This is a genomic window from Labrys sp. Lb11 (genome assembly GCF_057554225.1).
This window is the reverse complement of sequence record NZ_BAAJOT010000004.1, coordinates 18,481-44,739: the sequence shown is the minus strand read 5'-3', so window position 1 is coordinate 44,739 and position 26,259 is coordinate 18,481. Positions and strand designations below refer to the sequence as shown.

General features: G+C 69.9%; 27 protein-coding genes and 1 pseudogene. 13 read left to right on the top strand and 15 right to left on the bottom strand.

The genetic code is table 11. The features are described from left to right. The first annotated feature begins 19 nt into the window (after positions 1 to 19). From AC27L4_RS14735 to AC27L4_RS14725, 3 genes are all read left to right on the top strand, one after another. Positions 20 to 466 (top strand): (2Fe-2S)-binding protein, encoded by a 447-nt coding sequence (locus tag AC27L4_RS14735; RefSeq protein WP_487142986.1) that lies wholly within the window; start codon positions 20 to 22, stop codon positions 464 to 466. 11 nt (positions 467 to 477) lie between these two features. After that, positions 478 to 2,724 carry a xanthine dehydrogenase family protein molybdopterin-binding subunit gene (locus tag AC27L4_RS14730; RefSeq protein ID WP_487142985.1) on the top strand — a complete coding sequence of 749 codons (2,247 nt, stop codon included), beginning with the start codon at positions 478 to 480 and terminating at the stop codon, positions 2,722 to 2,724. Between the two features lie 203 nt (positions 2,725 to 2,927). Then, positions 2,928 to 4,067 (top strand): extracellular solute-binding protein, encoded by a 1,140-nt coding sequence (locus tag AC27L4_RS14725; RefSeq protein ID WP_487142984.1) that lies wholly within the window; start codon positions 2,928 to 2,930, stop codon positions 4,065 to 4,067. 9 nt (positions 4,068 to 4,076) lie between these two features. Here AC27L4_RS14725 and AC27L4_RS14720 read toward each other — a convergent pair whose 3' ends face one another. From AC27L4_RS14720 to ampC, 8 genes and pseudogenes are all read right to left on the bottom strand, one after another. Further along, positions 4,077 to 4,910, bottom strand: a complete 834-nt coding sequence (locus tag AC27L4_RS14720) for a YihY/virulence factor BrkB family protein (protein ID WP_487142983.1) — start codon at positions 4,908 to 4,910, stop codon at positions 4,077 to 4,079. Continuing rightward, positions 4,907 to 5,326 carry a metallopeptidase family protein gene (locus tag AC27L4_RS14715; protein WP_487142982.1) on the bottom strand — a complete coding sequence of 140 codons (420 nt, stop codon included), beginning with the start codon at positions 5,324 to 5,326 and terminating at the stop codon, positions 4,907 to 4,909. Before AC27L4_RS14715 ends, AC27L4_RS14720 begins: the two co-directional genes overlap by 4 nt. Next, positions 5,323 to 5,547: a hypothetical protein gene (locus AC27L4_RS14710; protein ID WP_487142981.1), complete on the bottom strand. Its 225-nt coding sequence runs from the start codon at positions 5,545 to 5,547 to the stop codon at positions 5,323 to 5,325. Before AC27L4_RS14710 ends, AC27L4_RS14715 begins: the two co-directional genes overlap by 4 nt. Beyond that, positions 5,544 to 6,086, bottom strand: coding sequence for an RNA 2',3'-cyclic phosphodiesterase (gene thpR, locus AC27L4_RS14705; RefSeq protein WP_487142980.1), 543 nt, complete (start codon positions 6,084 to 6,086; stop codon positions 5,544 to 5,546). The genes AC27L4_RS14710 and thpR overlap by 4 nt, the downstream gene beginning before the upstream one ends. A 9-nt stretch (positions 6,087 to 6,095) precedes the next feature. Then, the gene (locus AC27L4_RS14700) at positions 6,096 to 7,142 is read right to left on the bottom strand and encodes an aldo/keto reductase (RefSeq protein WP_487142979.1); all 1,047 of its coding nucleotides are present in this window, start codon (positions 7,140 to 7,142) and stop codon (positions 6,096 to 6,098) included. 267 nt (positions 7,143 to 7,409) lie between these two features. Then, positions 7,410 to 7,571: a hypothetical protein gene (locus tag AC27L4_RS14695; protein ID WP_487142978.1), complete on the bottom strand. Its 162-nt coding sequence runs from the start codon at positions 7,569 to 7,571 to the stop codon at positions 7,410 to 7,412. Next, positions 7,568 to 8,064 (bottom strand): annotated as a pseudogene (locus AC27L4_RS14690) (DUF1801 domain-containing protein). Before AC27L4_RS14690 ends, AC27L4_RS14695 begins: the two are co-directional and overlap by 4 nt. Positions 8,065 to 8,233: 169 nt before the next feature. Then, on the bottom strand, positions 8,234 to 9,424 hold the full coding sequence (gene ampC, locus AC27L4_RS14685; RefSeq protein ID WP_487142977.1) for a class C beta-lactamase: 1,191 nt from the start codon (positions 9,422 to 9,424) through the stop codon (positions 8,234 to 8,236). A 187-nt stretch (positions 9,425 to 9,611) separates the two neighbouring features. Between ampC and AC27L4_RS14680 the strand changes: the two genes are divergently transcribed. Continuing rightward, entirely contained in the window at positions 9,612 to 10,484 is an 873-nt protein-coding gene (locus AC27L4_RS14680) for a LysR family transcriptional regulator (RefSeq protein ID WP_487142976.1), read from the top strand. Between the two features lie 343 nt (positions 10,485 to 10,827). On the opposite strand, the gene AC27L4_RS14675 is transcribed toward AC27L4_RS14680, so the two are convergent. Both AC27L4_RS14675 and AC27L4_RS14670 read right to left on the bottom strand, forming a co-directional pair. Next, entirely contained in the window at positions 10,828 to 11,109 is a 282-nt protein-coding gene (locus AC27L4_RS14675) for a hypothetical protein (protein WP_487142975.1), read from the bottom strand. A gap of 51 nt (positions 11,110 to 11,160) precedes the next feature. Beyond that, a complete protein-coding gene (locus AC27L4_RS14670; RefSeq protein WP_487142974.1) occupies positions 11,161 to 12,144 on the bottom strand; it encodes an AAC(3) family N-acetyltransferase in 984 nt (327 codons plus the stop codon). Between AC27L4_RS14670 and AC27L4_RS14665 the strand changes: the two genes are divergently transcribed. Further along, positions 12,137 to 12,883 (top strand): class I SAM-dependent methyltransferase, encoded by a 747-nt coding sequence (locus AC27L4_RS14665; protein ID WP_487142973.1) that lies wholly within the window; start codon positions 12,137 to 12,139, stop codon positions 12,881 to 12,883. The genes AC27L4_RS14670 and AC27L4_RS14665 overlap by 8 nt on opposite strands. Positions 12,884 to 12,901: 18 nt before the next feature. Here the strand turns inward: AC27L4_RS14665 and otnC are convergent, their stop codons facing one another. Genes otnC through AC27L4_RS14650 form a run of 3 tightly spaced genes read right to left on the bottom strand, consistent with a single transcriptional unit; the run spans position 12,902 to position 15,852 of the window. Continuing rightward, entirely contained in the window at positions 12,902 to 13,543 is a 642-nt protein-coding gene (gene otnC / locus AC27L4_RS14660; protein ID WP_487142972.1) for a 3-oxo-tetronate 4-phosphate decarboxylase, read from the bottom strand. Beyond that, on the bottom strand, positions 13,540 to 14,808 hold the full coding sequence (gene otnK, locus AC27L4_RS14655) for a 3-oxo-tetronate kinase (protein WP_487142971.1): 1,269 nt from the start codon (positions 14,806 to 14,808) through the stop codon (positions 13,540 to 13,542). The genes otnC and otnK overlap by 4 nt, the downstream gene beginning before the upstream one ends. 24 nt (positions 14,809 to 14,832) lie before the next feature. After that, the gene (locus AC27L4_RS14650) at positions 14,833 to 15,852 is read right to left on the bottom strand and encodes a LacI family DNA-binding transcriptional regulator (RefSeq protein WP_487142970.1); all 1,020 of its coding nucleotides are present in this window, start codon (positions 15,850 to 15,852) and stop codon (positions 14,833 to 14,835) included. Positions 15,853 to 16,008: 156 nt separating this feature from the next. Here AC27L4_RS14650 and ltnD point away from each other — a divergent pair, with 156 nt between their 5' ends. The 3 genes from ltnD to AC27L4_RS14635 all read left to right on the top strand — a co-directional run bounded on the left by ltnD (position 16,009) and on the right by AC27L4_RS14635 (position 18,273). After that, positions 16,009 to 16,926 carry an L-threonate dehydrogenase gene (ltnD, locus tag AC27L4_RS14645; protein ID WP_487142969.1) on the top strand — a complete coding sequence of 306 codons (918 nt, stop codon included), beginning with the start codon at positions 16,009 to 16,011 and terminating at the stop codon, positions 16,924 to 16,926. Positions 16,927 to 16,930: 4 nt separating this feature from the next. After that, a complete protein-coding gene (otnI, locus tag AC27L4_RS14640; RefSeq protein WP_487142968.1) occupies positions 16,931 to 17,704 on the top strand; it encodes a 2-oxo-tetronate isomerase in 774 nt (257 codons plus the stop codon). Between the two features lie 233 nt (positions 17,705 to 17,937). Further along, positions 17,938 to 18,273 (top strand): GIY-YIG nuclease family protein, encoded by a 336-nt coding sequence (locus AC27L4_RS14635; protein WP_487142967.1) that lies wholly within the window; start codon positions 17,938 to 17,940, stop codon positions 18,271 to 18,273. 230 nt (positions 18,274 to 18,503) lie between these two features. Here the strand turns inward: AC27L4_RS14635 and dhaL are convergent, their stop codons facing one another. Both dhaL and AC27L4_RS14625 read right to left on the bottom strand, forming a co-directional pair. Beyond that, positions 18,504 to 19,142 carry a dihydroxyacetone kinase subunit DhaL gene (gene dhaL, locus AC27L4_RS14630; protein WP_487142966.1) on the bottom strand — a complete coding sequence of 213 codons (639 nt, stop codon included), beginning with the start codon at positions 19,140 to 19,142 and terminating at the stop codon, positions 18,504 to 18,506. Between the two features lie 36 nt (positions 19,143 to 19,178). Beyond that, the gene (locus AC27L4_RS14625; protein ID WP_487142965.1) at positions 19,179 to 21,212 is read right to left on the bottom strand and encodes a bifunctional sugar-binding transcriptional regulator/dihydroxyacetone kinase subunit DhaK; all 2,034 of its coding nucleotides are present in this window, start codon (positions 21,210 to 21,212) and stop codon (positions 19,179 to 19,181) included. A gap of 184 nt (positions 21,213 to 21,396) precedes the next feature. Between AC27L4_RS14625 and AC27L4_RS14620 the strand changes: the two genes are divergently transcribed. From AC27L4_RS14620 to AC27L4_RS14600, 5 genes are all read left to right on the top strand, one after another. Then, a complete protein-coding gene (locus tag AC27L4_RS14620) occupies positions 21,397 to 22,884 on the top strand; it encodes an extracellular solute-binding protein (protein WP_487142964.1) in 1,488 nt (495 codons plus the stop codon). Positions 22,885 to 22,979: 95 nt separating this feature from the next. Beyond that, complete coding sequence (locus AC27L4_RS14615; RefSeq protein ID WP_487142963.1) at positions 22,980 to 23,903, top strand: carbohydrate ABC transporter permease; 924 nt, start codon at positions 22,980 to 22,982, stop codon at positions 23,901 to 23,903. Next, positions 23,900 to 24,733 carry a carbohydrate ABC transporter permease gene (locus AC27L4_RS14610; protein WP_487142962.1) on the top strand — a complete coding sequence of 278 codons (834 nt, stop codon included), beginning with the start codon at positions 23,900 to 23,902 and terminating at the stop codon, positions 24,731 to 24,733. Before AC27L4_RS14615 ends, AC27L4_RS14610 begins: the two co-directional genes overlap by 4 nt. A 162-nt stretch (positions 24,734 to 24,895) precedes the next feature. Beyond that, entirely contained in the window at positions 24,896 to 25,180 is a 285-nt protein-coding gene (locus AC27L4_RS14605) for a hypothetical protein (RefSeq protein ID WP_487142961.1), read from the top strand. Beyond that, complete coding sequence (locus tag AC27L4_RS14600) at positions 25,180 to 26,256, top strand: ABC transporter ATP-binding protein (RefSeq protein WP_487142960.1); 1,077 nt, start codon at positions 25,180 to 25,182, stop codon at positions 26,254 to 26,256. The genes AC27L4_RS14605 and AC27L4_RS14600 overlap by 1 nt, the downstream gene beginning before the upstream one ends. Positions 26,257 to 26,259: the final 3 nt, after the last annotated feature.

Sequence of the window (26,259 nt, the reverse complement as noted above, 5' to 3'; positions counted from 1 at the left end):
AAGCGACCGGAGCGCCGCCATGTTTGAACTCACCGTCAACGGACAGAAACGACAGGTCGACGTCGAGGCCGACACGCCCCTGCTCTGGGTGCTGCGCGACACGCTCGGGCTGACCGGCACCAAATATGGCTGCGGCATCGCCCAATGCGGCGCCTGCACGGTGCTGGTCGACGACCAGGCGATCCGGTCCTGCCAGACGACGGTCGACAGCGTCGGCGAGGCCAGGGTCACGACGATCGAGGCGATCGAGCAGGACAGCATCGGGCGCAAGGTGGTGGAGGCCTGGGTGTCGGCGCAGGTGCCGCAATGCGGCTATTGCCAGTCCGGCCAGGTGATGGCCGCGACCTCCCTGCTGAAGGCGACGCCGAAGCCGAGCGATGCCGACATCCGCGATGCCATGACCAATCTGTGTCGATGCGGCACCTACAACCGGATCGCCGCCGCCGTGCGGCAGGCCTCGGCCTGAGGGAGGGCGCGATGAACGACCTGTCCCCGATCGCCCTCGCCGACGCCGCGCCGCTGCTTCCTGGCGGGGGTGTCGCCAATCTCTCGCGCCGCGGCTTTCTCGGCGTCGCCGCCGGCGCCCTGGTGCTCGGCGTCGCCGTCCCGCGCACGGATGCGGCGGCGCAGGAGGCCGCCGCCGCGCCCAAGCCCGGGACGCGGGTGGCGGCCTTTCTCGAAATCCGCGCCGATGGCACGGTGAAGCTGCTCAGCCCCTTCATCGAGGGCGGGCAGGGCGTCAACACCGGCCTGGCGCAGACCGTCGGCGAGGAGCTCGACGTCGATCCCGCGCGCTTCGAGGTCGAGTGTGCGCCGCCCGGCCCCGACTATCTCGTGGTCAACGGCCTGCGGCTGACCGGCGGCAGCCTGTCGACCCGCTCCAGCTTCGCCCTGATGCGCCGGCTCGGCGCCACGGCGCGGGACATGCTGATCCGCGCCGCGGCGGCGAAGCTCGGCGTGCCGGAGGCGACGCTCGCGACGCAGGACGGCCGCGTCGTCCATGCCGCGTCGGGCCGCTCGCTCGGCTATGGCGAGCTCGCCGCCGCGGCGCTGGCCCTGTCGCCCCGCGAGGGCGTGGCGCTGCGCGATCCGGCGACGTTCCGCTACATCGGCAAGCCGTTCGCGCGCCTCGACGCCCGCGCCAAGTCGACCGGGCGGGCAACCTATTCGATCGACACCAAGGTCGACGGCATGCTCTACGCCGCCGTCCGGCACGCCGACTATTTCGGCACGCAGCCGCAGGGCTTCGACAACGAGGCCGAGGTCAAGGCCATGCCGGGCGTGCATGCCGTCCACAGCCTGCCCGGCGCGGTCGCCGTGACGGCGGACAGCTGGTGGCGGGCCCGCAAGGCGGTGGAGGCGCTCAAGGCGCGTTGGTCGGCTCCGGCCGCCGACGGCATCGCCACGGTGTCGGCGGCCTTCTCCTCCGAGAGCATGCTGGCGGCCCTCAAGGGCTCCACCGAGGCCGGCGTGCCGTCGGAGACGGCGGGCGATGCCGCGGCGGCCTTCGCCAAGGCGGCGAAGATCGTCGAGGCCGAGTACGACGCGCCCTACCTGGCGCATGCGCAGCTCGAGCCGCCCTCGGCGCTGGCCCGCTTCGACGCCGACGGCACGCTCGACCTCTGGGTGCCCAACCAGATGCCGGAGCTGTTCCAGGCGGTGGCGGCCGAGACCGCCGGCCTGTCGCCGGCACAGGTCCGCATCCATTCGCCGATGCTCGGCGGCTTCTTCGGCCGCCACTTCATGTACGGCCCGTCCAACCCGTTCCCCCAGGCGATCCTGCTGGCCAAGGCCACGGGGCGCCCGGTCAAGGTGCTGTGGTCGCGCGAGGAGGAGTTCGGCAACGATGCGTTGCGTCCGCTGAGCTTCAGCCGTTTCCGCGCCGCCCTCGACGCGTCCGGGCTGCCGACGGCGATCGAGGTGCGCACCGTCGGCGAGGGGCCGACCGGCCGCTGGTTCGGCGCGCTGTTCAAGGAGCCCGTGGACAGCTCCGCCGTCGAGGGCATCGTCCAGAAGCCCTATGCGATCGCGAACCGGACGATGGCGTTCGTGAAGGTGCCTCATCCCGTCACCATCGCCTTCTGGCGCTCGGTCGGGCACTCCATGAACGATTTCTTCTACGAGGGCTTCCTCGACGAGATCGCCGATGCGAGCGGCAAGGACCCCTATGAGCTGCGCCTGGCGCTGCTGCAGGACAAGCCCCGGCACAAGGCCCTGCTGGAGGCCGTGGCCGAGCTCTCAGGCGGCTGGAAGCGCGGGCCCTATGCCGGCGAAGGCGGCGCGATGCGCGCCCGCGGCGTCGCCATGGCCTCGCCGTTCGGATCGGAGGTGGCGACGATCGCCGAGGTCTCGCTCGACGGCGGCGAGACGCGGGTGCATGATCTTTGGGTCGCCATCGACCCCGGCAGCGTGGTCAATCCGGCGATCGTCGCGGCCCAGGTCGAATCCGCGGCGGCGCTCGGCCTCTCCGCCACCCTGTTCGAGCAGGTGGTGTACGAGGCCGGCAAGCGCCGGGCGCGGAACTACGACGACTATCCGATCCTGCGCCGCGAGCACATGCCGCAGGTCCATGTCCGCATCGTCGAGAGCGGCGCGCCGATGGGCGGTGTCGGCGAGCCGGGCCTGCCCGGCGTGCTGCCGGCCGTGGTCAACGCCGTCGCCGCGCTGACCGGCCGGCGGATCCGCTCCCTGCCCCTGGCGAAGGCGAAGCTCTCCGGGGCGTGACAAGGCCCGTCCGAGGGGCCGGGCATCGGCCCCTCGGCACGCATGCCGTGAGCGGGCGATGCCGCGCCGCCGACGCTTGAACTTTCACTCCCGTTTCACGCCGAACTGCAATAGACGATGCTCATGTCCGGACGCGTGAAACGGTGGCATGAATGTCGGCCAAGGATGTGAGAGCGGCGCCTGCGGGGAGCCCGGCCGTCCCGTTGGCCGAACCCGTCCGCAGCGGCCCCAGCCGAAGGTCGCTGCTGCGGGCCGGCGCGGCGGCCGGGCTCGGCCTCCTCGCCGCGCCGGTGATCGCCTCGAAGGGCCTCGCCTCGTCGGGCGAGGTGAACTTCATGGGCTGGTCGGGCTACGACCTCAAGGCGCTGTTCGACGGCTTCAGCGCGTCCACCGGCATCAAGGTGAACTTCCTGGAGCAGCCGGACCAGGATTCGATGTTCGCCCAGTGCAAGCTGGCGCAGCAGACCGGCGCCGTCGACCTTGCCGAGCCGACCGTCGACCGCGTGCCCGGCTGGGTGTCCAGCGGCATCGTCCAGCCCTGGGACGAGGCGAAGCTGGCGCTCGACAGCTACGAACCGGCCTTCGTCAGCGGCGCCGCCGGAGCGGCGGCCAAGGTCAACGGCAGGCGTTATTTCGTGCCCAGCGTCTGGGGCACCGAGGCGCTGACCTATTCCACCGTCGATGCCCCCACCGAATACGGCAAGGCGAGCCTTGCCGACCTGTTCGACCCGCGCTTCGAGGGCAAGGTGACCGTGCGAGCCCATTCCGGCCTCGCCGCGCTCGGCCGGGTGATGGAGGCGCAGGGCAGGCTGCTGCGCCCCTTCCTCGACAGCTATCGCGACGAGGCGGCGATGACGTCGATCTGGGACCTGATCCTGGCCGAGGCCATCAAGCACAAGGCCAATGTGGCGCAGTTCTGGAACGGCGAGAACGACGCCCAGGCCGCCTTCCGCAGCAATGGCTGCACGCTGGGGCAGACCTGGGACTCCACCGCCTTCAATCTCGGCAAGGATGGGCTCGCCGTCGGTTTCGTCGCGCCGAAGGAGGGCGCCTTCGCCTGGCTGCAGGGCTATTTCCTGATGAAGAATGCGGTGAATGCCGAGCAGGCCTATGCGTTCGTCCGCTACATCGCCTCGCCCGAGGGCTCGGCCCTTGCCGCCTCCGCCTTCAGCGCCAACCCGACGGGCCGCGGCGCCGTCGACCGGCTCGACCCCAAGGTCCGCGACTTCTACAAGGCCGCCTATCCCGGCGACGCCCTGACCAGGCTGTGGTGGTGGCCGGCCCAGCCGGACTGGTTCATCCGGTTGCGCGGGCGCTACGCCGACCGCTGGAAGGCGGCGTAGGCTCCCGTCTCAGATATCGCTGTCGGTGTCGCGCTGTTCGATCAGCACGGCGTTGAGCTCGGCGCCGAACAGGAACACCACCGAGACCAGCCAGAGGAAGAACAACGCCGCCACCACGCCGGCGAGGCCGGCATAGGTGCGCGAATAATTGGCGAACTCGCCGAGATAGACGCCGAAGATGCCGCCGCCCCCAAGCCATAGCACGAAGGTGAGGGCGGCGCCGGGCCAGACGTCCTTGAGGCTGCGCCGGCCGGCGGCGAGGAAGAGGTGGACCAGCAGGATGGCGCTGCCGAGCACGAGGAAGGCGGCGGCATAGCGCAGCGCCGTCACCGTGACGGCGAAGTCACCGAGCGGCGGCAGCCAGGCGACCGCCGTGTCCCAGAGCACCGGCCAGAACAGCACGAAGGCGGCCAGCACCATCAGCGCCAGGGCGCCGATGACGACGAAGAGCAGGCCCTGCAGCCGCAGCAGCCAGAACGGGCGCAGCTCGCGCACGCGATAGGCGCGGTTGACGCCGACGCGCATCGCCTCGACGCCGTTGGTGGCGAGCAGGAAGGAGAGGATGGCGCCCAGCGTCAGCAGGCCGGGGCGCGAATTGCCCAGCACCTTGGCCACCTCGTCGGCGATCGGCCCGGCCACCACCTTCGGCCAGGTCTCGAACAGCAGCTGTACGATCTCCGTCTGCAGGCCGGGCGTGGTTATCAGGCCGGCCAGGGCCGTGACGAAGATCAGGAACGGAAACAGCGCCATCAGCGCCGACATCGCCATGTGGCTGGCCATCGGCCAGCCGTCGTCCTCGGAGAAGCGATTCCAGACCGTGAAAAGGAGCCGCAGCGCCCTCATGGGTCGTCCGGCCCGGCGGCGGCCTCGATCGCCTCCATGTCCGCATCGGACAGGCCGAAATGATGGCCGATCTCGTGCACCAGCACATGCGTGACGAGATGGCCGAGCGTCTCCTCGTGCTCGGCCCAGTAGTCGAGCATCGGGCGGCGGTAGAGGAAGACCATGTTCGGCATCTGGCCGGTGTGGCCGATGGCGCTCGCCTGCGCCAGGCCGATGCCCTGGAACAGGCCGAGCAGGCCGAACTCGTCCTCGATGCCGAGCTCGTCCAGCACGTCGTCGGTGGGAAAATCCTCGACGCGGATGACGACGCCGGCGCAAAGGCGCCGGAACGCGTCGGGCAGGCGGGCGAAGGCGTCGTCGGCGAGGCGCTCGAAATCGGCCAGGCTCGGGGCGGTGAGGGCGGCGAGGTCGGTCATCGCGCCCCCAATTGCCGCACGAGCATGACCGCCAGCACCACCACGGCGATCAGCGACAGGGCCCGGCCGATGCGCCGGCCCCAGACCTCGATCCGGTCGCCCGGATCCGCCTCCTTGGCGGCGAAATGATCGGCGGCGCGCCGCAGGGTCGAGCCGAGCACGTCGCCGCTCTCGCGGTCGACACGCTCGAGGATCCGCCTGGATTCGTCGGGGTCGCTCATTCCCTCTCCTGGAGCTCGTAGGCTTCCTCCACGATATAGGGGCCGCCGCCGACGGAATCACGCGAGGACATCAGCACGAAGCGCGAGACGGGGAAGCTGTGCCGGCCGCCGCCGCGCAGGGCCAGCCAGTCGGCGGTGCGGCGCGCCGTCGCCTGGCCGCGCAGCCGCGCGAGGGTGACATGCGGGACGTAGCTGCGGTTCTCGGCCATCGCGCCGAGCCGGCGCAGCAGCCGTTCCTGCGCCGCCTGCAGCTCCATCAGCGCCGGGGCCGGCACGACACGGGCATAGACCGCCTTGGGCCTGGCGCCGCCGAAGGCATCGAGCCCGTCCAGCGTCACCTCGAAGGCCGGCCGCTGCACGCCGCGCAGCAGCTCGGCGACGTCGCGAGCCATGGCGTCGTCGATGTCGCCGATGAAGGAGAGCGTGATGTGGTAGCTTTCCGCCTCGATCCAGTGCGCGCCCGGCAGGCCGCCGCGCAGCAGCGCCAGCATCCGGCCGACGCCGGCGGGCACTTCGAGGGCGGTGAACAGGCGCGGCATGGCGGGCTCTCAGGGCGCCGGGTTCATGTGCAGCTGATGGATCGCGTCGATCCGTGCCTCCAGATCCTCCGGCATGGCGACGTGGATGGAATCGATGGCGGTCTTGAGCTGCGCCATGGTCGAGGCGCCGATGATGGTCGAGGTCAGGAACGGCCGGGTGTTGGCGAAGGCCAGCGCCATCTGCGCCGGGGCGAGCCCGACCTCGGCCGCCAGGGCGAGATAGCAGTCGATGGCCTCGGCCGTGCCCGGCTTCTCGTAGCGCTGCAGGCGATCGTACAGCGCCTTGCGCGAGCCCGGCGGCAGCTTGCCGCCCTGGTACTTGCCGGTGAGATAGCCCTGGCCGAGGGCCGAATAGGCGAGCAGGCCGAGATCCTCGCGCATGGCGATCTCGGCGAGGCCGGTCTCGAAGGTGCGGTTGACCAGCGAATAGGCGTTCTGGATCGACTGTGCGCGTGCCAGGCCGCGCATCTCGCTCTCCTTCAGGAAGGTCATGGCCCCCCAGGCGCTTTCGTTGGAAAGCCCGATCCAGCGCACCTTGCCGGCCTTGACGAAGCCGTCGAGCACCTCGAGCTGCTCGGCGATGCTGGTGGTCTCCTCGTGCGGCGAGGGCCGGAAGGCGGTGGGGTTCGAGCCCCACTGGATCGGCCGCTCGGGGAAATGCAGCTGGTAGAGGTCGATGTAATCGGTGCGCAGCCGCTTCAGGCTCTTGTCGAGCGCCTCGGTCATCTGCGCCCGGTCGAGCCGGGTCTCGGCGCCGCTGTCGCGGAACCAGGTCATGGCCGAGCGGCCGACGACCTTGGTGGCGAGGATGACCTGGTCGCGGCTGCGGCGCGAGGCGAACCAGTCGCCGATGATCCGCTCGGTCGAGCCGGTGGTCTCGGCCTTGGGCGGGACGGAGTAGAGCTCGGCGGTGTCGAAGAAGGTCACGCCCCGGTCGAGGGCGTAGTCCATCTGGGCAAAGCCCTCCTCGGCGGTGTTCTGGTCGCCCCAGGTCATGGTGCCCAGGCAGATGACGGAGACGAGCTGGCCGGTGCGGCCGAGGGGACGATATTGCATGAGCGAGGAGTCCGACGGTGGGAACCCGTTTGACCAGATCGGGGCGGGCGCTGGCAAGGGGGAAGGGCGCAGCGGGCTGCGTGGGCGCTCGACCGCCAGGTCGTCTTCGATGGGTGGTCCATGCATTCTCGGGTCGATTTTGCCATGGGGATCAAGCGGCCGGTCCGGTGGGTCAGGTGAAACGCAGCGGCTTCCGGCTGGTGTGGGCGATGGTGGTGATTTCAACCGTATCCGGCAAAAGCCGGTAATGGATGCGATAGGGCAGTTTCATTCGAGGCCGAGCGATGTCCAGACTTCGGCGGCAGGAATGCCCTTCCCGGCATCGAGTTCGGCGATGCCTGTCTCGATCTCGGTCGCCAGCCGTTCGCCATAGCCCGGCTCGGGCTGATCATCAGGCTGGGCGGGCCTGATCCGGCGTTGGCCGCTCACAGCCGCTCTCCGGGCAATTGGCTGGCCTGCCTGATCCAGTCGGCCAGCTGTGCCTCGTCGAGGTGGTCGTGCTCGTGGATGTGGAAGTAGCGTACGTCCTTGTGCCTGGACTCCTCGGGAGGGAGAGGGCGCAGCGCCGCGCCGCGCCGCGGAAGAAAGCCACCTTGACGTATCGGGTCAGGCAGTTGAAGCCGAGGAACCAGCCCTGGCCCTCGATGCCGTAGAGCGGCGTGTTCCATTTCACCGCCTTGCTCGCGCCCGGGACGGCGCGCGCGACGAGCGCGTCGAGGCGCCGACCGACCTCGCTCTTCCAGCCCGGCATGGCCGCGATATAGGCCTGCACCGGGGCATCGCCGTAGCCCTTGGCGATCTGCGGGTTGCCGCCCGACAGCAGGACGACCTCGCCGGACTGCGGTTGCGGTGTGCTCTTGCGCGGCCTGGCGGCGGCCTTCCCTTTCGCCTTCCCCGAAGTCCCGGGCGTCTCGTCCACCATGGCGTTCATCCGTTCGGGCCTGAAGTCCTGTCGGCCGATTGCGATCCGTTCGCGCCGGCAAGCCATTCCGGCTTCGCCGGGAAGCGCGGTCGCCGGGCCCTGGCGCGCGGGGTAGTCTATCAGACCTGGATCAGGGTGCCTCGGGCCGGAGAGCCGCGGGCCGGGCGGCTCAGCGGGCGTCCGTCGCGTGGAGTTCGTCCTCCACGGCCGCGAGGATGCGGTAGGCGGCCTTCACCCGCGCCGGGTTGGGATAGTTCCGGTTGGCCAGGAGCACGATGCCGATGCCTCGGGCCGGCACGAAGGCGGCATAGGCGCCGAAGCCGTTGGTGGAACCGGTCTTGTTGACCAGCATCCCGTCCTGCGGCGGCAGAGGCGGAGCGAGCCGACTGACGTCGTGGGGCTGCAGGGCGGCCTGGGAGGAGTTGCCCGCCAGCAATCGCTCGATGGGGACGGGGTAGGCGTACATCTCCCAGCCGAGGCCCTGCGTCATGTCGCCGACCCGATAATAACCGGCGCGGGTTGCGGCGATGGCGCGGCCCAGCGTCGGATCGGCCGTCTCAGCCCCCATGTTGGCCTCGATGAACCGGATCAGGTCGGACGCGCTCGTCTTGACGCCATAGGCTTCCGAATCCAGCACGCCCGGCGTCACCCGGATCGGCTTGCCCTGCTTGGAGTAGCCGTAGGCATAGTCGCCCATCCGGTCGGGCGGGACCCTGACATAGGTGCTGGACAGGCCGAGCGCCGGGAAGAGCTCGCGCTGCATCAGCGTGTCGAAGGGCTGGCCCAGGCTGGCGGCGGCGAGATAGCCGAACAGGCCGATGCTCGGGTTCGAGTAGAGCCGGCGGGTGCCGGGCGGGTAGGCCGGGCGCCAGCCTCGGTAATAGGCGATCATCCCGTCGGTGTCGGTGACGTCGTCGGGGAACTGCAGCGGCAGGCCGCCGGCCGCATAGGTGCCGAGGTCCAGCAGGCTGATCGTGTCGAAGCTGCTGCCGGCGAGGGCCGGCAGGTGCCGGCTCGCCATGTCGGACAGGGACATGGCGCCGCGCAGCTCGGCCCAGGAGGCGAGCGTGGCGGTGAAGGTCTTGCTGAGCGAGCCGATCTCGAAGATCGTGTCCTCGGTGACCTTGCGGCCGCTCTCCTTCGAGGCGACGCCGTAGTTGAAGAAATGGCGCCTGCCCCGGATCGTCAGCGCCACGGCCATGCCCGGGATGTCGTTCTCCGTCATGACCGGCTCGATCGCCGCGCCGACGGCGCGGCCGAGCGGGCCGGGATCGCGCTCCTCGGCGGCACGGGCGCCCGCGCCATGCAGCAGGCAGGCGGCGGCGAGCATTCCGAGGATGGGAAGCAGGCTGTGTCTCATGGCGGCTGATCGTCCTGGTCTGGGGGCGGCTGGAGGCGAGGCGGCCGATCCGGCGATGATCGGCGCCGGTCCGCCGGAGCCGCAAGGGCTCGCGCGCCGCTCGCAAGCCCCTATGCCGGACGAGTCTCCCCTCGACAAATGATCAGTTCTGGGTCCAGGCATGAGAAAAACTTGGCCTGGACCGATCATGGACATCTCGCAGCTGCCGCTCAACGCCCTGCGCGCCTTCGAGGCCTCCGCCCGCCATGGCAGCTTCACGCGCGCCGGCCTCGACCTGCGCGTGACGCAGACGGCCATCAGCCATCAGGTGAAGGCGCTCGAGGACGTCCTGGGCGTGCGCCTGTTCAAGCGCCTGCCGCGCGGCCTGATCCTGACCGACGAGGGACACGCGCTGCTGCCGGTGCTGACGGACGCCTTCCGCCGGATGAGCGCCACCCTGAGCCAGTTCGAGGAGGGGAATTTTCGCGAGATCCTGACCGTCGGCGTCGTCGGCACCTTCGCGATCGGCTGGCTGCTGCCGCGCCTCGCCTCGTTCAAGCAGCGGTACCCGCATGTCGACCTGCGCCTGAAGACCAACAACAACCGCTCCGACATCCTGATCGACGGCCTGGACTTCTTCGTCCGCTTCGGCGACGGCGCCTGGCACGGGACCGAGGCGGCGCACCTGATGGATGCGCCGCTCTCGCCGGTCTGCGCGCCGACGCTGGGCGAGCGCCTGCGCACGCCGGCGGATCTGGCCGCCGCCGAACTGCTGCGCTCGTACCGGATCGACGAATGGTCCCTCTGGTTCCGGGCGGCGGGCGTCGAGCCACCGAGCCTGCGCGGCTGGATGTTCGATTCGTCCCTGACGCTGGTCGAGGCCGCGGCGCGCGGCGTCGGCGTCGCGCTCGTCCCGGTCGCGATGTTCCGCCAGGAGATCGCGGCGGGACGGATCGTCCAGCCCTTTGCGATCACTGCCCGGACCGGCAGCTATTGGCTGACCCGGCTGAAATCGCGCGCGGAAACCGCGTCCATGAAGGCGTTCCGCGGCTGGCTGCTGGCGGAGGTCGAGGCGCGCTAGAGCAAGGCGCGTCTTGGTGGAAACGCGTTTTGCTCTAACGCCTTGTTTCGACGCGTCTTTGCGACTTGACGCGATTCCGTCAAATCGAAAGAGGCGTTGGGGGGCCGTCATCAACGGGTCATTGGAATGCGCCAGACGTCCGGGCCGACATGTCCCGTCCCCCGAACCGAGGTCCGCCGTGCTCGACGTCATGCAGTCCACCCTTCTCGTCGCCCTTATCGGTGCGCTCGCAGCGGCCTGCGCGATGGGGGCGGTCGGCGGCCGGTAGCGCCCAGCGGGGAGGCGCGCAGGGGCGACCCGGCAAAGCGGATCGGGACCCTCCCCGGGGGCTGGGGGGCACGCGTCACGAGGCATCCTCGCCGCGGGGGCATGACATCGGGGTCTGGTCCTCCGGATCGCGCCTTTCGATTCCGATGACGCCATCGCTCATGGACCAGGTGACCCGAAGAGGCGTATTCGGCACCCGGGCATCCTGGGGAACCAAGTCCATTGGAACGATCCAGTTGGTCGCGCGCGGGTCGTCCGGAATCATCGTGATCGTCAGATGGTCTTCGTGCAGACGAGCGAACACCTCGGCATGTGACCGGTGAATCGTCTTGCTCTCCAAGTGGAAGACGCTGGCCATGATGGTCTCCAAATCCGGTCGGCGCCGATCCCGCCTTTCCTGCATCCCGGCTCAGGACCGGGGCGGCGGCTCCGCACTCCAGCGGCGGACGGCGAGGTCGACGGTGGCGCGCGACGAGACAAGCATGGCCCGCCCGGCGCCGACGGTGAACGGCCCGGCCAGCCCGTCCTCGATCAGCATCCTGCCGACCGGCAGGAAATGGCCGGAGTCGATGACGGACGGCTGGCTGTAGGTTTTCCAGCGACGAAGGCCGCCTTCGAGGATCGGCGAGCCCTGAAGCTCTCTGGGCCGGTCGGGCCATGCCCGCTGTTCCGCCAGGTGGAGCATGGTGCAGGCGTCGAAATCGACGCCGAGGAGCAGGATGTCGGCGTCCTCGTCGTAGAGCTTCGCCAGCGGCGAGGTCTCCCCGAGCGGATCTTCGAGGTCGTGGCCGGCCGTGACGGCGTCGGCGACCCGGCCGAGCGCGGCGAACGAGCATGTCGGATGCAGGCTGCGTTTCACGCCCGGCCAGGTCCGGAAGAGCTCGGCCACCGCGCCCATGTCACGCGTCGGGGTGGTGGCCGGATCATAGGCCGGCATCTCCTCGCGCAGCGTTTCGATCCAGTCGTCGGGCACCGCCGGCGCGCGCCAGCCGGCCGGATCGGTCAGCTGGGCCGTATGCGCGGGCATGACCAGGGTGCCCTCCGGCCCGACACAGTCGGACAGTGCCTGGATGACCGCGACAGGCCCTCCGGCGATCCAGCCGAGCGCGCTCAGCGACGTGTGGACGATCACCGCCGCGCCGCGCTTCAACCCGCCGCCCTGCAACTGGCCGGCAAGGGTTTTGCGCGTGGCCGGCCTGGCGGTTCGCAGGATCAGCTCGCCTTCCGTCATGGCACCCAACTCTCGCAAGGCCGCGTCGGCCGCGGGGATCTCGATCCAGGGCCGGCCGGCGCGATCTCCCTGTCGAGCACTGGCAGTCGCGTGGCCGTCGCGTCCGCGGTCCCCGTCGTGGAAAACGACCGCACACTCCTGCCGGAATCGCGCCATGGACATCGACGCCCTCTATCATAGCCCGGACATGGCCCAGTTCTACGACATCGACAACGGCTCGAGAGCTGATCTCGACGCCTGCCGGGCCCTGGCGGCCGGCCGTTCGTCGGTCCTGGATCTGGGGTGCGGCAGCGGCTTGTTCGCTGCGACCCTGGCGCAGGAGGGCGGTCGGGCGGTGACCGGGGTCGATCCGGCGGCCGCCATGCTCGACATCGCCCGCGACCGTCCGGGCGGCGAGCGCGTCGACTGGGTCGAGGGCGACGCCAGGACCGTCCGCCTCGGCCGGACATTCGACCTCGTGGTCCTGACCGGCCATGCGTTCCAGGTGTTCCTCGACGAGGAGGCGCAGGGCGCGGTGCTCCGGACGATCGCGGCCCATCTGGCGCCGCGGGGGCGCTTCGTCTTCGACACCCGCAACCCGGCCGCCCGGGAATGGACGGAGTGGACGGAAGCCGAGACGCGCCGGTCCATCGACCATCCCGTCCTCGGGCAGGTCCTGGCCTGGAACGACGTCTCGCAGGATCCCGCCACGGGCGTGGTGACCTATGGCACGCATTACCAGGTGGTTTCGAGCGGCCGCCGCCATTCCGCGCACTCGCGGATCGCCTTTCCCGCGCAGGATCGTCTCGCCGCGATGATCGATGACGCCGGCCTCGTCGTCGAGTCCTGGCTGGGAGACTGGTCGGGCGCGCCCTATGCCCCGACCGCGCCCGAGATCATTCCGATCGGCCGCCTGCGGTGAGCCTTTCGGGGCAGCGCCTCACCCTGCCGGAAACCGCCGCCGCAGCTCCGCCACCTGCTCGTCCGTCAGCGTCCGGACCGGCGAGCCGCGCAGCAGCAGGAACAGCTTGGCCGTCTCCTCCAGCTCCTCGGTGGCGGACATCGCCGCCTCCAGGCTGGTGCCGGCGACGACCGGGCCGTGGTTGGCGAGCAGCACGGCGTGGTGCCTGCCGGCGAGCGCCTCCACCGCCGTGGCGAGGGTCTCGTCGCCGGGCGGATGATAAGGCACCAGCGGCAGGCGGCCGACGCGCATGACATAATAGGCGGTGATCGGCGGCAGGCAGTCATGCGCGTCGATGCCGTGCAGGCAGGACACCGCCACCGAATGGGTGGAGTGCAGGTGCACCACCGCCTCGCAGCTCGGGCGCTGCCGGTACATCACCCGGTGCAGGAAGGCCTCCTTGGTCGGCTTGTCGCCGCCGACATGCCGGCCCCCGGCGTCGATCTTCGACAGGCGCGCCGGGTCGAGCTCGCCGAGCGAGGCGTTGGTCGGCGTCATCAGCCAGCCGCCGCCCGGCAGGCCGACCGAGATGTTGCCGGTCGAGCCGAAGGTCAGGCCGCGGCGGAACAGCGAGGCGCCACAGGCGCAGATGCGCTCGCGCAGAGTGGATTCGGGGGTCACCGCAGCGATCTCCAGGCCTTGAGGAAGAAGTCAGGCGTGCCGAAATTGCCCGATTTCAGGGCGAGGGCGACGGCGGGGCCCGAGCGGCTCAGCGTCCAGGGCACGCCGGGGTCGATCTCCGGCCCGATCGACAGGGCCTTGACGCCGAGCGCGGCGACCACGGCGCCCGAGGTCTCGCCGCCGGCGACGATGAGGCGGCTGAAGCCGCGCTCCGGCAGGGCGGCGGCGACGGCGGCGATGAGGGTCTCGACGAGATGGCCGGCCGCGTCGCGGCCGAGCCGCTCCTGCACGGCACGCACGCTTTCCGGCGTGTCGCTGGAATAGACCAGCGGCGTCGAGCCGGGAGCCTGGGCGGCGAGCCAGTCGATCACCGCCGGCGGGGTGAGCCTGCCCTCGGCGATGGCGAGCGGATCGATGCGCAGGGCCGGGACGCCGGCCTCGACGGCAGCGGCGACCTGGCCGCGCGTCGCCGCCGAGCAGGAGCCGGCCAGGATGGCGGCGCGGCCGGGCGGGGCCGCGATGGCGGCGGGCGGCGGCGTCAGGGCCTGGATCAGGCCGGCGTCGCGCCAGGCGGCCGGCAGGCCGATGGCGACGCCGGACCCGCCGGTCACCAAAGCGAGACCGGCGGCGGCGCGGCCGATGGCGCGGAGATGGGCGTCGGTGAGCGCGTCGACGATGGCGATGGCGCGTCCGGCCGCCCGCTCGCGGGCGAAGGCGGCGGCGATGGCCTCGGGGCCGGCCTCGACGTCGGCATGGGCGACATGGCCGACCTCGAGCGTGGTCTGGCGCTGCAGCACCCGGCGCAGGTCGGAATCGCGCATCGGCGTCAGCGGATGGTCGCGCATGCTGCTCTCGGCCAGCGGCACGCCGTTGACGAAGAGCTGGCCCTGGTAGATCGAGCGTCCGGCCGCGGGAAAGGCCGGGCAGGCGATGGTGAAGTCCGCCTTCAGGCGCGCCAGCAGGGCGGCCGCGACCGGGCCGATATTGCCCTCGTCGGTGGAATCGAAGGTCGAGCAATATTTGAAGAACAGGCGCCTGGCGCCGGCGGCGAGGAGCCAGTCGGCCGCCGCCAGGGACCGGGCCACCGCGTCGGCGGCGGGGATGGTGCGCGACTTCAGCGCGACGACCACCGCGTCGACCCCGGCGAGGTCGAGCCCGTCCTGCGGCAGGCCGGTAGTCTGCACCGTGGCGAGGCCCTCGCGCGCGAGCATCAGCGAGAGGTCGGTGGCGCCGGTGAGGTCGTCGGCGATGCATCCAAGCAGCATGGGGTGACGCGTCCTTGTGGTGGGTCAGGCGGTGGCGCCGGGCAGGAGCTCGAAGCCGACATCGGTGGAGGCCGGCACCTCGCGGCCCTCCAGCCGGTCGATCAGCGCCGTGCCGGCGCGAAAACCGATCTCGAAGCGCCGGGTCTTAACGGTGGTGAGGGGCTGCGGCAGGGCCTGGCCCATGTCGAGGCCGTTGAAGCCGGCGATGGCGAGCCGGCCGGGCAGGGCGATGCCCTCGGCCAGGCAATGGAACACGCCGCCGATCGCCATGTCGTCATTGGAAAAATAGACCGCGTCGACGTCGCCGTGGGCGGCGAGCAGCTCGGCCAGCGCCTTGCGGCCGGCCGGGACGGAGGAGGGGCCGGACACGATCGTCTCGCCGGCGAGGCTCGCCCCGGCGGCGCGGATCGCGGCGACGAAGCTGTCGCGGCGCTTGCCGGCACGCAGGTCGCGCGTCAGGTCGTGGCCGACATAGCCGAAACGCCGATAGCCCCGTGCCAGCAGGAAGGCGGCGGTGTCGCGGCCGGCGCTCGCATGCGACATGCCCACGGCAATGTCGATGGGGGCGCCGTCGACGTCCATCAGCTCCACCACCGTGAGCCCGGCATGGCCGAGCATGTCGCGCGTCTCCGGCTCGTGCTCGCAGCCGGTCACCACCAGCGCCGCCGGCCGCCAGGCCAGGAGCGAGCGGACGAGGTCGCGCTCGGCGTCCTGGCGATAATCGGTGACGCTGACCACGGCGCGCAGGTCGCGTGCGGCGACGGCGTCGTGCAGCCCGCGCAGCACGTCGGGAAAGACGATGTTGCCGAGCGAGGGGATGACGACGCCGATCAGGTCCGAGCCGGCCGAGGCGAGGGAGCCGGCGATACGGTTGGGCACGTAGCCGACCTTGCGGATGGCCGCCTCGACGCGCCGGCGCGTCTCCTCGGCGATGGCACCCTTGGCGCGGATGACGCGCGACACCGTGATCTCGCTGACCCCGGCTTCTCGAGCGACGTCCGCCAGCGTGAACGCCGATTGCCGGAACCCGCGCCGTTCCTTCACGCCCGCCTCCTGCCGCGCTACGCGGCTTTTTTCGCGACGCCGCTTGACGGTGGCGGCAACGTGCCGCCACAATGTGCATTGTTAGCGCTGTCATTGCAAGGTCTGAATCATGACAGCGCTAGCATAGAGATGATTGCGGCGCCGGGGGAGACGGACATGACATCGAGCGAGGCGGCGCCGGCCAGGGTCGGCGTCATCGGCCTGGGATCCATGGGGTTCGGCATGGCCCAGTCGCTGGCGCGGGCCGGCTTCGCCGTGACCTGCTTCGACACAAGGCCGGCGGTGGTGGCGCGCTTTGCCGCGCACGGCGCCGGAACCGCGTCGGCCGCTGCGGCCGCCGCGGATGCGGATGTCGTGGTGATCGTCGTCGTCAATGCCGACCAGACCCGGCAGGTGCTGCTCGGCGAAGGCGGCGTGCTGGCGGCGATGAAGCCGGGAGCCGCGGTCGTCTCCTGCGCCACCATGGCGCCGGAGCGGGCCCGGGACCTGGCGGCCGCGGTCGAGGCGGCCGGCCGGCTCTATGTCGACGCGCCGATCAGCGGCGGCGCCACCCGCGCGGCCGAGGGCGCCTTGACCATCCTGGCCTCGGGCCGGCCCGAGGCCGTCGCCAGGGCCCGCCCGGTCCTCGACGCCATGGCGGCCAAACTCTACCTGCTCGGGGACGAGGCGGGCGTCGGCGCCGCCTTCAAGATCGTCAACCAGCTGCTCGCCGGCGTGCACATCGCCGCCGCCTGCGAGGCCATCGCCTTCGCCCGGCGCCTCGGCCTCGACCTCGCCAAGGTCTACGAGGTGATCACCGCCTCGGCCGGCAATTCCTGGATGTTCGAGAACCGGGTGCCGCATGTCCTCGACGGCGACTACAGCCCGCGCAGCGCCGTGGAGATCTTCACCAAGGATCTCGGCATCGTCGCCGACATCTCGCGCTCGGAGACGTTCCCGACGCCGGTGGCCGCCTCGGCCCTGCAGTTGTTCCTGATGACCGCCGCCGCCGGCATGGGCAAGGACGACGATGCCTCCGTCGCCCGCCTCTATGCCCGGATCGCCGGCCTCGAGCTTCCCGCCGCCAAGGAGTGACGCGATGCCGCGCTTTGCCGCCAACCTGAGCATGATGTTCGGCGAAACGCCGTTCCTCGACCGTTTCGGCGCTGCCGCCGCGGCCGGCTTCACCGCCGTGGAATTCCTGTTCCCCTACGAGCATGCGCCCGAGGCGATCGCGGAGCGGCTGCGGGCGAAGGGGCTCGAGCTTGCCCTGTTCAACCTGCCGCCGGGCGACTGGGCGGCGGGCGAGCGCGGCCTCGCCGCCCTGCCGGAGCGCCGCGAGGAGTTCCGCGCCGGCGTGGCCCGGGCGCTCGACTACGCGCTGGCGGCCGGGGCGAAGCGGCTGCACATGATGGCGGGCCTGGCGCCCGCGGCGTCGGCCGAAGCCGGGGCCTCCTATCGCGACGCCCTGCGCCATGCCTGCGCCGCCGCGGCGCCGCACGGCATCGACATCGTCATCGAGCCGATCAACGGGCGCGACATGCCCGGCTACTTCCTCAATGATTTCGGCATCGCCGCCGGCATCGTCGACGAGCTCGGCCTGCCCAACCTCAAGCTGCAGTTCGACATCTACCACCGCCAGATCATCCATGGCGACGTGACGCGCGGACTGGAGGCGCTGATGCCGGTCATCGGCCACGTCCAGGTCGCCTCCGTGCCGCTGCGCAACGAGCCGGGCACCGGCGAGCTCGACGATTTCCGTCTGTTCGCCACGCTGGACCGGCTCGGCTATGCCGGCTTCGTCGGCTGCGAGTACCGGCCCGCGGCCGGGACGGTCGAGGGGCTGGGCTGGCTGGAGAGGGCGGCGGGATAACGGTCCTGCCCCACGGGCCGCCTCAGGCGCGGCCCGGAGACAAGCACGCCACCTTGGCGGTCCTGGCCGGATCAAGCCCATAGGCGCTGAGATAGGGCCGGACCATGTCGTTCCTGGGAAGGGCGACGCCCTCTCCGCCGTCATGGCCGGACTTGATCCGGCCATCCACGCGCTCGCGGCAGGGACGAAGGGGTGAAGACGGTGAGGCCCGCCCCGGACATGGCGTTGGCCGAATGACGAGGAGCCTTGTTGCGTTCCTCGCCGCCTCGCAGGATCCTTCGGCCATGGCCGGCCACGTCTACATCATGACCAATCGCCCGAACGGTACGCTCTACACCGGCGTTACCGGCAACCTGCCCGAGCGCATCTTCGCGCATCGCGAGGGGCGGGGTTCGGAGTTCACGCAGCGATACGGTCTCAAGCGGCTGGTCTGGCACGAGCCGTTCGACGATATCCGGGATGCCATCCAGCGTGAAAGCACCCTCAAGCACTGGCCTCGGGCCTGGAAGGTCCGGCTCATCCTGGCAATGAACCCGGACTGCTCGGATCTCTACGAGGGACTCGCCTGACACGCCGGCGATTGCCCGCTCGTCGCGTCTCGTCCCAGGCCCGATGATGGGAGCGGCGCGTTCGCCGGTGAGATCGGGTGATCTCGTCAGTGAACATGGCGACCGAGGGGCTGGCGTCACCCGATTCTGCGTCGTTGGCGTGCGCGTGGATGGCCGGATCAAGTCCGGCCATGACGGCGGCGAGGTTGCATCCAGTCGACAAGGGAAGCACGTGTTCCGGCTCTCCCGCCTCACCCCACGCTGGCGGCCATCGCCTCCAGGATCACCACCGCCGAGGCGGCGCCGGGGTCCATGTGGCCGAGGGCGCGCTCGCCCAGGCGCGCGGCGCGGCCCTTGGAGGCCATCATGGTCTTGGTCGCTTCCGCGCCTTCGGCCGCCGCCGCGGCGGCGGCCTTGAGGCAGTCGGCGAGCGGCGCGCCGGCGGCCCGCGCGGCCTCGATCGCCTCGGCCGCCGGCAGCCAGGCGTCCATCATGGTCTTGTCGCCGCGCTCGGCCTTGCCGCGGTCCTGCATGCCCTTCACCATGGCGAGGATCGCCGCGACCATGGCGTCGCGGTCGAGGCTCGCGCGGCCCTTCAGCGCCGCGCCGGCCCGCATGAAGGCGGTGCCGTAGAGCGGGCCGGTGGAGGCGCCGACCGCATTGAGGAAGGTCTTGGCCGCGGTGTTGAACACCAGCGCCGGGTCGGCGGCCGCGGCGTCGAGCTTCGTTAGGGCCTGCGTCACCGCCGTGAAGCCGATGCCCATAGTGACGCCGTGATCGGCGTCGCCGATCACGCCGTCCAGCTCGGACAGGCGTTCCTTGTCGGCCTCGATGGCGGCGGTGATGGCATCGAACATGCCGACGAGGTCGGCGGCGGTGAGGTCGGTCATGGCGGGGATCCCGGAAAGCGAGGGGAGGGGCGGCGGTCAGCCGGCGCGGAAGGAGGCGCAGTCGCAGGGATGGTCGAGCAGCCCGGTCAGCTCGTCGTCGAGCGCGATCAGGCTGACCGAGGCGCCGGCCATCTCCAGCGAGGTGCAGTAGTTGCCGACCCAGGTGGCGTGCACGCCGATGCCCTTGCTGGCCAGGCGCTGGTGCACGCGCCGGCTGATGACGTAGAGCTCCATCAGCGGGGTCGAGCCGAGCGAGTTGACCAGCACGGCGACCTTGTCGCCCTTGCGCGAGGGCAGCTCGGCGAAGATGCGCTCGAGCATCTCGTCGGTCACCTCGTCGGCCGAGCGCAGCGGCTCGCGGGCGATGCCAGGCTCGCCGTGGATGCCCATGCCGATCTCCATGTCGTTCTCGCCGATCTCGAAATTGTGGCGCAGCGTGTGCGGCAGCGAGCAGGGCGAGAGGGCGACGCCCATGGTGAAGGTGCTGGCGTTGGCCTTGCGGGCGACGCGCTCGCACTCCTCCAGCGACCACATCTTGTCGCAGGCGGCGCCGGCGACCTTGAAAATGAAGAAGTTGCCGGCGACGCCGCGCCGCTTGTCCTTCTGGTCCGGCGGGGCGGAGGCGACGTCGTCGGTGGTCAGCACCGTCCTGACCTCGATGTCGTCCATCGCCGCCATCTCGGCGGCCATGTCGAAGTTCATGACGTCGCCGGTGTAGTTGCCGTACATGAAGAGCACGCCGGCGCCGCCGCTCGCCGCCTTGGCGCATTCTAGGATCGGGTCCGGCGGCGGCGAGGCGAAGATGTTGCCGACGGCGCAGGCATCCGCCAGGCCGCGGCCGACGAAGCCGAGGAAGGTCGGCTCGTGGCCGGAGCCGCCGCCGATCACAAGGCCGACCTTGCCGGGCCGCGGCCCGTCGACGGCGACGATCGAGCGCGGGCTGTCCGGCAGCTGCCGGACATGGCGGGGATGGGCGCCGACGACGCCTTCGAGCATCTCCTCGATGATGTTCCTGGGGTCGTTGATCAGTTTCTTGGTTCGCATCACCGTGCCTCCCATGGCCTGGATCTTTCTGCCGCTGCGCGGCGGTTCGCTGACTTCCGGCGCCTCGTCCGCCTTGAGCACGCCGCGGCCGGTCGCCGCGTCCGTCACCAGCACGGTCGCATGGCCGCCGCGCAGGCAGGCCAGCACGGCCGGGACCTTGTCCGGGCCGCCGGCGACGGCGATCCGCGTCCGGATGCGCCGGATCTCCGCCAGGCTGAGGCCGATCATGCGCGCATCGGCCTCGCCGCCGATCGGCTTGCCGTGGTCGTCCATGAAGCGGCCGGCCACGACGGCCGTGGCGCGCATGGCATGGTAACGGGCCATCGCGGCCGGACCGATCAGGCCGCTGGTGACGATCAGGCTGTCGGGGCGGGTGGTGCAGATGCCGAACACCACCTTGTCGGCCCGCCTGAGCAGGTCGAACTGCTCGCGCAGGATCGGCTCGGCCATCAGCATGTCGCGCGCGCCCGCCGAGGAGACCATGGCCGGGGCGGTCAGGCTGATGCAGCGCGCGCCCAGCGGCTCGGCGAGCCTGGAAGCGCAGCGCTCCGGCGAGAAGTCGAAGGTCGCCGTAGTGCCGCCGGTCACCTGGATCACCGACAGGTCGGGGATGGCGACGTTGCCCATGCTCTCGGCAATGGCCATGACCGTGCGGCCCCAGGCGACGCCGAGGGTGTCGCCCGGTCGCAGCAGGCTGCGCAGCACCCCGGCGCCGGCCTCGCCCAGCCGCCGCGTCAGCGGCCGGCTGCCGTCGTCCTCGGGGACGACGATGCATTCGGAGAGGCCGAAGCGCTGCTTCAGCGCGTGGGCGATGCTGAGCCCGCCGAGCCGGGCAGGCTCGATGCTGAGGCTGACGATGCCGCGGGTCCGGGCCTCGGCGAGATAGCCGTTCACCGTGGCGCGCGAGATGCCCATCACCTTGGCGATGTCGTTCTGGGTCAGGCCGTCATGCACGTAGAGCCAGCCGGCCCAGAGCAGGAGGTCGTCCCGAAACTGCAGGGGGATGGATTCGGCCCTCTCGCGCATCTGCCTCGTCTTGCCCCCTTGGCCCGTGCCATGCCGGCATCTTGACATTTGTTGTACATGATTTGAATTATGTCGCAATACGACGGAGCGGTCGACGCCGCGGGCGCCGGGCGATGCCGGACCGGGAAAGGGGCCGCAAAGGCCCTGGGAAACACAGCAGGAACGCTGTCGAGGAGGGACGCTTATGACCAGAATTCCTATGGGCCCCGGTTCGGGCCTGGTGATGCCGCGCCGCACGCTGCTCAAGGGCGCGGCGGCGTTCGGCCTGTCCGGCGTCGTCGGCGCCCCGTTCATCAACCGCCTCAAGGCCGCCGAAGCCCACCCGCTCGCCGGCAAGAAGATCGAGATGAACGTGCTCGGCATCGCCGGCTGGCTGCCGTCCTCGCTCGGCGTGAAGATGTCGCCGCTGTTCGCCGACTATGTGAAGGAGAAGTACGGCTACGACGTCAGCTTCGGCTTCGCCGAGGCGCCGTTCTCCGACCTGTTCCAGAAGGCGGCGACGTCCCTGGCCACCAAGAGCCAGGAATACAACATCATCATCTCCGACTCCCAGTGGATCGGCGCCTTCGCCAAGGCCGGCTGGATCCTCAAGCTCAACGACGTCATCGCCCAGAACAAGGGCCTGCAGCTCGACTGGTACTCGCAGACGGTGCCCGACACCTACATGGCCTATCCCGACGGCAGCAAGGACGTCTGGGGCCTGCCGCAGGAAGGCGACACCATCGCCCTCTATGTCCGCAAGGACATGCTGGCCGATCCGGCCGAGCAGAAGGCGTTCGAGGCCAAGTACAACGCCAAGTTGCCCCAGACCTTCGAGGATTTCGAAGCCCTCACCATGGAGGAGTTCGAGAAGGTCGCCGAGTTCTTCACCCGACCCGACAAGCAGCTCTGGGGCACGGCGATGCAGAACAGCCGCGTCTACGACTTCGCCACCTGCTTCCTCTACCCCTTCATCTGGAGCCAGGGCGGCGAGATCTGGGACCCCAAGACCGGCCAGGTCGAGGGCATCCTCAACACCGACGCCAACGCCAAGGCGCTGGAGCAGATGAAGCACTGGCTGAAGTACCAGCCGCCGGGCGCGACGAACTTCGGCATCGCCGAGGAGATCGACGTCTTCCAGCAGGGCAAGGTGTTCTCCTGCTTCCAGTGGGCGGCGGTGGGCCTGGCCATGATCAACGACGCCAACCGCGACAAGGTCATGGTGGTGGCGCCGCCCAAGCACGGCAAGGGCGCCGAGGCCAAGCGCGTCTACACCATGGGCGGCCAGCCCTGGGTGATCAACGCCTTCAACGACGAGGCGAAGATGCGCGTCGCCATCGACTTCATGAACTGGTGGTACCTGCCCGAGACCACGCTGGAATATGCCAAGCGCGGCGGCAACCCCTGCGACAAGGCCACCCTGTCCAAGCCCGAGTTCGACTCGATCAACCCGTGGAACCGGGCCTACAAGTTCATGCTGGAACCCGGCCGCTCGCGCGACTTCTGGCATGACCCGAAATATTCGGAGATGCTGGCCGTGCAGCAGGAAGGCTTCACCTCCTTCCTCACCGGCCAGACCCAGAGCGCCAAGCAGGCGCTCGACTACATCGCCTGCCAGCAGCAGCAGATCCTCTACGATTCCGGCACGGCCAAGACCGAGCCGACGGGGATGTGCTCCAGCGTCTCGCTCTGACGGCCTCGCGCCGCGATCCGCCGCCCGGCGCCGCTTCGGCTGCGCCGGGCGTGCGGCATCATGCTTCGACCCGGCCGAACCGATGAAGGCTCGTCATGTCCCACCCGTCCCGCACGGGGCGTTCGCGCCTCACGGATGACCGCCGCACCCTCGTCGCCACGCTGCTGGCGCCGGTGCTGATCTTCTTCATCGTGTTCAACACGATCCCGACGCTGTGGCTGCTCGGGCTGTCCTTCTACAACTACTCGCTGACCAGCGGCATGCCGCCCGAGTTCGTCGGCTTCCGCAATTTCGTCCAGATCTTCAACAACCGCAACGGCATCTGGTTCGACCTGTCGCGCACCTTCGCCTTCGTCGGGCTGGGGGTGAGCATCCAGACGGTGCTCGGGGCGCTGCTCGGCTTCCTGTTCTGGGGCTCGAAGGCGATGCCGGGCCGGCGCATCGCCCTGACCCTCCTGTTCGCGCCGATGGTGCTGACGCCGGTGGCGACCGGCACCTTCTTCCGCTTCATTTACGACCCGACCTTCGGCGTGCTCAACGCCATCCTGGGCGGCCTCTTCGGCACGGAGCCGATCAACTTCATCGGCGACCCCAGGACCGCCTACTGGGCGGTGCTGGCGGTCGACTGCTGGATGTGGACGCCGTTCATGACTCTGATGACGCTGGCGGCCCTCGGCTCGGTTCCGGCGGCCGAGCTGGAGGCGGCCGAGATCGACCGCATTCCCTGGCCGCGGCGGCTGACCCTGGTGATCTGGCACCACGGCAAGTTCATCCTGATGCTCGGCGTGCTGCTGCGCACCATCGACAGCTTCAAGACGCTCGACCTGATCATCCCGATGACCAAGGGCGGGCCCGGCCAGCAGACCCGGCTGGTGGCGATCGAGCTCAACAAGCAGGCCTTCGAGAGCTTCAACATGGGCTGGTCGTCGGCCTATTCGGTGCTGCTCCTCCTGATCTCCATCGCCATGACCTCGGCCTTCATCTTCGTGCTCAACCTGCGCCGCCGGAGGCAGGCATGACCGCCGCCAGGATCCGCGACTACGCCTATTACGCCGTGCTCTGGCTGGTCGCGCTGTTCTTCGCGGCGCCTATCGGCTGGATCGTGCTGTCCTCGTTCAAGACGCGCGACGACATCCTCGCCGTGCCGCCGAAGCTGTTCTTCACGCCGACCCTGGAGAACTATGTCGACCTGTTCGGCCGGCAGTCCCTGCTGCTGCAGATGTTCAACTCGGTATTCCTGTCGGTCGTGGCGGTGGTCCTGGCCGTGGTGGTGTCGTTCCTGGCCGCCTTCTGCTTCTCGCGCTTCAAGCCGAAGGGCACCGACTTCCTGATGTTCCTGCTCTTGTCGATCCGCATGCTGCCGGGGCCGGCGGTGATCCTGCCGGTCTACCTGATGTATGCGGGCTTCGGCTGGAAGGACAGCCACCTCTGGCTGGTGCTGTTCTACGCCATGTTCTCGATCCCGTTCTCGGTGTGGATCCTCAAGGGCTTCCTCGACGGCGTCTCCGTGCGCTTCGACGAGACCGGCATCGTCAACGGCGGCTCGTGGTTCCACGTCATCTTCAAGGTGGTGCTGCCGCAGGTGAAGCCGGGCCTGATCGCCGCTTTCATCTTCAACCTGATCTTCGTGTGGAACGAGTTCCTGTTCAACTTCATCATCGGCGGCGTCTCGACCCAGAACATCCCCTACGCCCTGGCGGTGGGCACCTATTCGGACGGCGGCCTGAACTGGACCTTCATCTCCGCCCTGACGACGATCTATGTCATCCCGCCGATCCTGTTCATCTACGTGTTCCAGAAATACCTCCTGGTCGGCATGACCTTCGGCACGGTGCGCGGCGAGGTATGAGAGCCTGGCCATCAGTCCGCGGGTCGGCTCGGCGGGTCTTCCCGCCGCCCGGCGCGTCGCCGATCTCGCCAATATCCGCGATATTGGCAGCGATCGGCTCCTTCCGGATCGACGAAAATCCCTCGCCGATCCTCAACCGCCGACGGATGGTCAGGCTCTGACATGAAACACACCCGCTCCTTCCCCGAACGCGCCGAGCGCGTGCTGATCACGGCGCTGCTCGTCGGCATCGTGCTGATCGGCCAGCGCTACGACGTGACGCTGTTCAAGGTCGGCCTCACGGTGCTGGTCATCGGCACCTTCCTGCAGATCGCCGTCGGCAACCTGCCCAAGGACGCCTCGTTCGGCCGCAGCGCCGTGCTGATCGTGGTGATCCTGGCGATCGTGGCGGCGGTCTTCTCCATCGGCATCGCCCTGGTGCCGGTGCTGTCGCAGATGGGGCGGTGATGTCGGCACTCTCCTTCCAGTCCCTTTCCAAGGCCTATCGCGGCAAGCGCGCCCTCGACGGGCTGACGCTCGACGTCGTGCCGCAAAGCTTCACCGTGCTGTGCGGGCCGCCCAAGTCCGGCAAGTCGGTGCTGTTCCGCCTGCTCGTCGGGCTGGAGAAACCCGATGCCGGCCGCATCCTGCTCTCCGGGCGCGACATCACCGACCTGCCGGCGGCGCAGCGGGCGATCGGCTATGTGCCGCAGAGCTTCGCGCTCTACCCCCACCTCACCGTCTATCAGAACATCGCCTATCCCATGACGCTCGCCCGCGCGCCGCAGGACGAGATCGCCCGGCGGGTGGACCGGGCAGCCGGCATCCTGTCGATCACGCATCTGATGAAGAAGACGCCGAACCAGCTCTCCGGCGGCGAGAAGCAGCGTGTGGCGGTGGCGCGCGGCCTGCTCAAGGACGCCGAGGTCTTCGTGCTCGACGATCCGCTGGTCGGCCTCGACTACAAGCTGCGCGAGCGCCTGATGGACGAGCTCAAGAGCCTGCGCGAGGAGCTGAAAGCGACCTTCGTCTACGCCACCTCCGACTCGCTCGAGGCCCTGACCATGGCCCAGCGCCTGGCCGTCTTCGACCAGGGCCGCGTGGTCGAGCACGACGAGGCGACACGCATCTACCACGACCCCGGCCACGCCCGTTCGCTCGACCTGATCGGCTTCCCCCATGCCAACCTGCTGCCAGGGAAGGTGCGCGGCAACCGGGTGGAGGCCGGCCCGCTGGCGCTGTCCCTGGCCGACGGCCTGCCGGCGACGGACGTGCTGGTCGGCCTCCGGCCGGAAGCGCTCAGGCTCGGCTCGGGCGGCGGCATCGACTTCGACGGCCGGGTCCGGCTGGTGGAGGATCTGGGCGGCGAGGCGGTGATCTATGTCGAGGCCGCCGGGCAGTCGCTGACGCTGAGCCTGCCGCTTTCCGGCCAGGCGACGCCGGGCTTCGACAGCACGGTGGCGCTGACGGTGGAACCGGCGGCGCTGATGCTGTTCGAGGCGTCCAGCGGCCGGCGGCTGGCGTTCCGGCCGGGCACGGCGTGAGGA

Bases quoted from the DNA above. Each gene is read 5' to 3' on its own strand.
- thpR (WP_487142980.1), bottom strand. From the start codon at position 6,086: ATGCCGCGCCTGTTCACCGCCCTCGAAGTGCCCGCCGGCGTCGGCCGG.
- AC27L4_RS14625 (WP_487142965.1), bottom strand. From the start codon at position 21,212: ATGCGCGAGAGGGCCGAATCCATCCCCCTGCAGTTTCGGGACGACCTC.
- ltnD (WP_487142969.1), top strand. From the start codon at position 16,009: ATGACATCGAGCGAGGCGGCGCCGGCCAGGGTCGGCGTCATCGGCCTG.
- AC27L4_RS14710 (WP_487142981.1), bottom strand. From the start codon at position 5,547: ATGAGCGACCCCGACGAATCCAGGCGGATCCTCGAGCGTGTCGACCGC.
- AC27L4_RS14720 (WP_487142983.1), bottom strand. From the start codon at position 4,910: ATGAGGGCGCTGCGGCTCCTTTTCACGGTCTGGAATCGCTTCTCCGAG.
- ampC (WP_487142977.1), bottom strand. From the start codon at position 9,424: ATGAGACACAGCCTGCTTCCCATCCTCGGAATGCTCGCCGCCGCCTGC.
- AC27L4_RS14635 (WP_487142967.1), top strand. From the start codon at position 17,938: ATGACGAGGAGCCTTGTTGCGTTCCTCGCCGCCTCGCAGGATCCTTCG.
- AC27L4_RS14680 (WP_487142976.1), top strand. From the start codon at position 9,612: ATGGACATCTCGCAGCTGCCGCTCAACGCCCTGCGCGCCTTCGAGGCC.
- AC27L4_RS14700 (WP_487142979.1), bottom strand. From the start codon at position 7,142: ATGCAATATCGTCCCCTCGGCCGCACCGGCCAGCTCGTCTCCGTCATC.
- AC27L4_RS14715 (WP_487142982.1), bottom strand. From the start codon at position 5,326: ATGACCGACCTCGCCGCCCTCACCGCCCCGAGCCTGGCCGATTTCGAG.
- AC27L4_RS14615 (WP_487142963.1), top strand. From the start codon at position 22,980: ATGTCCCACCCGTCCCGCACGGGGCGTTCGCGCCTCACGGATGACCGC.
- otnI (WP_487142968.1), top strand. From the start codon at position 16,931: ATGCCGCGCTTTGCCGCCAACCTGAGCATGATGTTCGGCGAAACGCCG.
- AC27L4_RS14675 (WP_487142975.1), bottom strand. From the start codon at position 11,109: ATGGCCAGCGTCTTCCACTTGGAGAGCAAGACGATTCACCGGTCACAT.
- otnK (WP_487142971.1), bottom strand. From the start codon at position 14,808: ATGCTGCTTGGATGCATCGCCGACGACCTCACCGGCGCCACCGACCTC.
- AC27L4_RS14620 (WP_487142964.1), top strand. From the start codon at position 21,397: ATGACCAGAATTCCTATGGGCCCCGGTTCGGGCCTGGTGATGCCGCGC.
- AC27L4_RS14600 (WP_487142960.1), top strand. From the start codon at position 25,180: ATGTCGGCACTCTCCTTCCAGTCCCTTTCCAAGGCCTATCGCGGCAAG.
- AC27L4_RS14665 (WP_487142973.1), top strand. From the start codon at position 12,137: ATGGACATCGACGCCCTCTATCATAGCCCGGACATGGCCCAGTTCTAC.
- AC27L4_RS14735 (WP_487142986.1), top strand. From the start codon at position 20: ATGTTTGAACTCACCGTCAACGGACAGAAACGACAGGTCGACGTCGAG.
- AC27L4_RS14730 (WP_487142985.1), top strand. From the start codon at position 478: ATGAACGACCTGTCCCCGATCGCCCTCGCCGACGCCGCGCCGCTGCTT.
- AC27L4_RS14605 (WP_487142961.1), top strand. From the start codon at position 24,896: ATGAAACACACCCGCTCCTTCCCCGAACGCGCCGAGCGCGTGCTGATC.
- dhaL (WP_487142966.1), bottom strand. From the start codon at position 19,142: ATGACCGACCTCACCGCCGCCGACCTCGTCGGCATGTTCGATGCCATC.
- AC27L4_RS14610 (WP_487142962.1), top strand. From the start codon at position 23,900: ATGACCGCCGCCAGGATCCGCGACTACGCCTATTACGCCGTGCTCTGG.
- AC27L4_RS14670 (WP_487142974.1), bottom strand. From the start codon at position 12,144: ATGTCCATGGCGCGATTCCGGCAGGAGTGTGCGGTCGTTTTCCACGAC.